Origin of the sequence: Klebsiella sp. ME-303, from assembly GCF_007910085.1 — a bacterium.
Taxonomy (GTDB): domain Bacteria; phylum Pseudomonadota; class Gammaproteobacteria; order Enterobacterales; family Enterobacteriaceae; genus Klebsiella; species Klebsiella michiganensis.
Genome location: NZ_VOJB01000099.1, coordinates 657 through 5239, shown reverse-complemented (window position 1 = coordinate 5239; position 4583 = coordinate 657). Strand labels below are relative to the sequence as shown.

Sequence of the window (4583 nt, the reverse complement as noted above, 5' to 3'; positions counted from 1 at the left end):
GGTCAATAAAAGGACCTTTCTTGAGAGAACGTGGCATGGCTTATCCTCTAAAATTATTTGCTACGGCGACGTACGATGAATTTATCAGTACGCTTGTTGCTGCGGGTCTTCTTACCTTTGGTCTGAACGCCCCACGGAGTTACCGGGTGCTTACCAAAGTTACGACCTTCACCACCACCATGTGGGTGGTCGACTGGGTTCATCGCAGTACCGCGAACGGTAGGACGAACACCACGCCAGCGTGCAGCACCTGCTTTACCCAGAACGCGCAGCATATGCTCAGCATTGCCAACTTCGCCCAGAGTAGCGCGGCAGTCTGCTTCGACTTTACGCATTTCACCAGAACGCAGACGCAGGGTGACATAAGCACCATCGCGAGCAACGATCTGAACGTAAGTACCAGCGGAACGAGCCAGCTGACCGCCTTTACCTGGTTTCATTTCTACGTTATGAACGGTAGAACCAACCGGGATATTGCGCATCGGCAGGGTGTTGCCTGCTTTGATTGCAGCATCAACGCCAGATTGAATCTGGTCGCCAGCTTTCAGGCCTTTAGGGGCCAGAATGTAACGGCGCTCACCGTCTTTGTACAGAACCAGCGCGATGTTCGCGGAGCGGTTCGGATCGTACTCAAGACGTTCAACAACTGCCGGGATACCATCTTTGTTGCGTTTGAAGTCAACAATACGGTAGGCCTGTTTGTGACCACCACCGATATGACGGGTGGTGATACGGCCATTGTTGTTACGACCACCGGATTTGCTGTTTTTTTCAACCAGCGGAGCAAAAGGTTTGCCCTTGTGCAGCTCTGGGTTGACCACTTTAACAACGTGGCGACGACCCGGAGATGTCGGTTTACATTTAACAACTGCCATTGTATTACTCCTCCGACTTACTCAGCGCCGCCGACGAAGTCCAGATTCTGGCCTTCCTTCAGGGTGACGTAAGCTTTTTTCCAGTCGCTACGACGACCGATACGCTGTCCGTGACGTTTAACTTTCCCTTTAACAACCAGGGTGTTAACGACTTCGACTTCGACTTCAAACAGTTTCTGCACAGCAGCTTTGATCTCTGCTTTGGTCGCGTCTTTAGCAACTTTGAGAACGATGGTGTTAGTTTTTTCCATCGCAGTAGACGCTTTTTCAGAAACGTGCGGTGCGCGCAGCACCTTCAGCAGACGTTCTTCACGAATCATGCCAGCATCTCCTCAACTTGCTTAACAGCATCAGCAGTCATTACGACTTTGTCGAAGGCGATCAGGCTAACCGGGTCGATACCAGTTGCATCACGTACGTCAACCTTGTGCAGGTTGCGCGCAGCAAGGAACAGGTTCTCGTCCAGCTCACCGGTGATGATCAGCACATCTTCCAGAGCCATGTCTTTCAGTTTCTGTGCCAGCAGCTTAGTTTTAGGCGCTTCTACAGAGAAAGATTCGACAACGATCAGACGATCCTGACGTACCAGTTCGGACAGAATGCTTTTCAGCGCGCCGCGGTACATCTTTTTGTTAACTTTTTGACTGTGGTCCTGCGGACGCGCAGCGAAGGTCACGCCACCTGAACGCCAGATCGGGCTCTTGATAGAACCTGAACGCGCACGGCCGGTACCTTTCTGGCGCCACGGCTTTTTGCCTGAACCAGTTACTTCAGCACGAGTCTTCTGAGCACGAGTACCCTGACGAGCACCAGCTGCATAAGCAACTACAACCTGGTGAACCAGCGCTTCGTTGAAATCACGACCGAAGGTAGTTTCGGAAACAGTCAGCGCGCTCTGCGCGTCTTTCAATACTAATTCCATTGCTATCCCCTTACGCCTTCACAGCTGGTTTAACGATCAGGTCGCTACCGGTTGCACCCGGGACCGCGCCTTTAACCAGCAGCAGGTTGCGCTCAGCGTCAACACGTACTACGTCCAGGCTCTGAACGGTGACACGTTCGTTACCCAGCTGACCTGCCATTTTCTTGCCTTTGAACACTTTGCCCGGAGTCTGGTTCTGACCGATAGAACCCGGAACGCGGTGAGACAAGGAGTTACCGTGAGTAGCGTCCTGGGTACGGAAGTTCCAGCGCTTAACGGTACCAGCAAAACCTTTACCTTTAGAGGTACCGGTTACGTCAACTTTTTTAACGTCAGCAAACAGCTCAACGCTAATGTCCTGACCTACGGTGAACTCTTCGCCGTCAGCCAGACGGAATTCCCACAGACCACGGCCAGCTTCTACGCCAGCTTTAGCGAAGTGACCCGCTTCCGGTTTGGTTACACGGTTAGCTTTTTTAGCACCAGTGGTCACCTGAACGGCACGGTAGCCATCGTTAGCCAGATCTTTAACCTGAGTAACGCGGTTTGCTTCAACTTCGATTACGGTTACTGGGATAGATACGCCATCTTCAGTGAAGATGCGGGTCATGCCCACTTTTTTACCGACTAAACCAATCATTGTTTCAACCTCTCAATCGCTCGATGACCTGATTAACCCAGGCTGATCTGCACGTCTACACCGGCAGCCAGATCCAGACGCATCAGAGCATCAACGGTTTTTTCAGTTGGCTCAACGATGTCAACCAGACGCTTATGAGTGCGGATTTCGTACTGATCGCGCGCGTCTTTGTTAACGTGCGGAGAGATCAGAACGGTAAAGCGCTCTTTGCGGGTCGGCAGCGGGATCGGACCACGGACTTGCGCACCAGTGCGCTTAGCAGTCTCGACGATTTCCGCGGTTGATTGATCGATCAGACGATGATCAAACGCTTTAAGGCGGATACGGATTCTTTGGTTCTGCATGAGACCAGAGCTCCAATTATTTTATAGACGAAATGGTTACTCCTCATACCCATTACGATTGATGGGAGAGTGTAACCGTTCTTACATAGTTCCCCAATTGGGAACATTGTTTGGTAGCGTGTCGCTGCTACCAGGGTTCATATCGAACCGGCCGTCAACTTTGACAGGCCCGCGCATTATACGCAAATTCAGCGACAACGCAAGGGATGCGTACAAAATCATCACTTGTTTCTGCGAGCTCACTTCCAGGCCCCTCGCAATGCCATGAAAGGCCGGCAAATACTCTGGAGCGGGACATCCATTCCTGTTTATTGCCTTTTGCCAGAGGCTTGGCTCCTGCATCACACTCAGTACCCAGGGCCACCACATGGAAACCATCGATGATAGCGACTTTGGCATTCTTTATTATTTATGGCGGGTTATTACTCACGCTTTGTTGGCACGATCTGCGCTATGGCTTGCTACCCGATAAATTTACCTGCCCTCTGCTGTGGGGCGGGTTGCTTTATTATCTGTGTATGTCACCAGCCAATCTGCAGCATGCAGTCTGGGGAGCGATAGCAGGCTATCTGGCCTTTGCGTTGATCTATTGGCTCTACAGGGGAATACGCGGGCGTGAAGGCATCGGCTACGGCGATGTCAAATTTCTCGCCGCACTAGGGGCATGGCAGGGATGGAGAGTTTTACCGCAGCTCGTTCTTATAGCAACAATTCTCGCCTGCGCTGCCGTAACGGTTCTGATTCTGTGCGGCAAACACAGGCAGGCATTACGCAACCCGCTGCCTTTCGGCCCTTTCCTGGCCACAGCGGGTTTGCTATGTGGTTGGCAAACTTTTTTTAGTCAGCCACTTTAATCTGCGACTGAAGATAATTCTGCAGACCAATTTTACCTATCAAATCCAGCTCGGTTTCCAGCCAGTCGATATGGCCTTCTTCGTCGGCGAGGATGGTGATTAACATATCACGGCTGACGTAGTCGTGGACGCTGTCAGCATAGGCAATGGCTTCTCGTAGATCCTTTGCCCCTTCCAGTTCCAGCCTCAGGTCGGATTGCAGCATCTCCTCCACATCCTCTCCGATGCGGAGTTTGCCGAGATCCTGCAGGTTCGGGATCCCTTCGAGAAATAAAATGCGCTCGATATACTTATCGGCATGCTTCATTTCATCGATAGATTCGTGGTACTCGACATCATTGAGGCGCATCAGGCCCCAGTTCTTGAACATTCTCGCATGGAGAAAGTATTGATTAATTGCGACTAGCTCATTTCCCAATAATTTATTGAGATAACTTATGATTTTGACATCACCTTTCATTATATAATCCCTCCGCTTCCACTTATTGAAGCGTAGTTCGGGCTATAGGGATGTCAAAGTAAAGCTGAGAGGCTTCAGGCGATCTCTTGATATTCCGGCATGCGGGTTAATTCATCTTCCATAATTTCTCGTGCTGCACGAACGCACTTACCACATTGATTTCCAACGGGAATAAATTTTCTCAGCTGCTGAAAAGACTGAGGATTGAATTGGCGCACAGCCTGACGAATTTTTTTATCGTTCACACCATTACACAGACAAACGTACATATATACTCCCGTTCAACTTACAGACAAAGTGTAAATGAGAATAGTTATGATTACAATAGCCTGTTTATTAAATAGGCGTTTGATCTCTTTGCTGTCAGTCAGTGTGCTGCTTCACGCAAATAGCAGACAGCAAAAAGGGCGCCTTAGCGCCCTTTTTAATTCAGAACTAAATATTAGCCCAGAACTTTAGCAACAACGCCCGCGCCAACGGTACGGCCG

8 protein-coding genes are annotated in these 4583 nt (G+C 50.3%); 1 reads left to right on the top strand and 7 read right to left on the bottom strand.

Annotation, left to right across the window (positions count from 1 at the left end; genetic code table 11):
- Positions 1-53 precede the first annotated feature (53 nt).
- The 5 genes from rplB to rpsJ are packed head-to-tail and all read right to left on the bottom strand — an operon-like array spanning position 54 to position 2781.
- Complete coding sequence (gene rplB / locus FQK12_RS24020; RefSeq protein ID WP_000301869.1) at positions 54-875, bottom strand: 50S ribosomal protein L2; 822 nt, start codon at positions 873-875, stop codon at positions 54-56.
- Between the two features lie 17 nt (positions 876-892).
- Positions 893-1195 (bottom strand): 50S ribosomal protein L23, encoded by a 303-nt coding sequence (gene rplW / locus FQK12_RS24015; RefSeq protein WP_000617546.1) that lies wholly within the window; start codon positions 1193-1195, stop codon positions 893-895.
- Positions 1192-1797 (bottom strand): 50S ribosomal protein L4, encoded by a 606-nt coding sequence (rplD, locus tag FQK12_RS24010; protein ID WP_003031119.1) that lies wholly within the window; start codon positions 1795-1797, stop codon positions 1192-1194. Before rplD ends, rplW begins: the two co-directional genes overlap by 4 nt.
- 10 nt (positions 1798-1807) lie before the next feature.
- Complete coding sequence (rplC, locus tag FQK12_RS24005; RefSeq protein WP_004106354.1) at positions 1808-2437, bottom strand: 50S ribosomal protein L3; 630 nt, start codon at positions 2435-2437, stop codon at positions 1808-1810.
- Between the two features lie 32 nt (positions 2438-2469).
- Positions 2470-2781, bottom strand: coding sequence for a 30S ribosomal protein S10 (gene rpsJ, locus FQK12_RS24000; protein ID WP_001181005.1), 312 nt, complete (start codon positions 2779-2781; stop codon positions 2470-2472).
- A gap of 380 nt (positions 2782-3161) precedes the next feature.
- Here rpsJ and FQK12_RS23995 point away from each other — a divergent pair, with 380 nt between their 5' ends.
- Positions 3162-3635: a prepilin peptidase gene (locus FQK12_RS23995; RefSeq protein ID WP_014227038.1), complete on the top strand. Its 474-nt coding sequence runs from the start codon at positions 3162-3164 to the stop codon at positions 3633-3635.
- Here the strand turns inward: FQK12_RS23995 and bfr are convergent.
- Entirely contained in the window at positions 3619-4095 is a 477-nt protein-coding gene (bfr, locus tag FQK12_RS23990; protein ID WP_004125910.1) for a bacterioferritin, read from the bottom strand. The genes FQK12_RS23995 and bfr overlap by 17 nt on opposite strands.
- Before the next feature lie 74 nt (positions 4096-4169).
- Positions 4170-4364 carry a bacterioferritin-associated ferredoxin gene (gene bfd, locus FQK12_RS23985; protein ID WP_004125913.1) on the bottom strand — a complete coding sequence of 65 codons (195 nt, stop codon included), beginning with the start codon at positions 4362-4364 and terminating at the stop codon, positions 4170-4172.
- Positions 4365-4583 lie beyond the last annotated feature (219 nt).

What these genes read in the sequence shown, in the direction of transcription:
- rplB (WP_000301869.1), bottom strand. Translation starts at nt 875, where the DNA reads ATGGCAGTTGTTAAATGTAAACCGACATCTCCGGGTCGTCGCCACGTT.
- rplW (WP_000617546.1), bottom strand. Translation starts at nt 1,195, where the DNA reads ATGATTCGTGAAGAACGTCTGCTGAAGGTGCTGCGCGCACCGCACGTT.
- rplD (WP_003031119.1), bottom strand. Translation starts at nt 1,797, where the DNA reads ATGGAATTAGTATTGAAAGACGCGCAGAGCGCGCTGACTGTTTCCGAA.
- rplC (WP_004106354.1), bottom strand. Translation starts at nt 2,437, where the DNA reads ATGATTGGTTTAGTCGGTAAAAAAGTGGGCATGACCCGCATCTTCACT.
- rpsJ (WP_001181005.1), bottom strand. Translation starts at nt 2,781, where the DNA reads ATGCAGAACCAAAGAATCCGTATCCGCCTTAAAGCGTTTGATCATCGT.
- FQK12_RS23995 (WP_014227038.1), top strand. Translation starts at nt 3,162, where the DNA reads ATGATAGCGACTTTGGCATTCTTTATTATTTATGGCGGGTTATTACTC.
- bfr (WP_004125910.1), bottom strand. Translation starts at nt 4,095, where the DNA reads ATGAAAGGTGATGTCAAAATCATAAGTTATCTCAATAAATTATTGGGA.
- bfd (WP_004125913.1), bottom strand. Translation starts at nt 4,364, where the DNA reads ATGTACGTTTGTCTGTGTAATGGTGTGAACGATAAAAAAATTCGTCAG.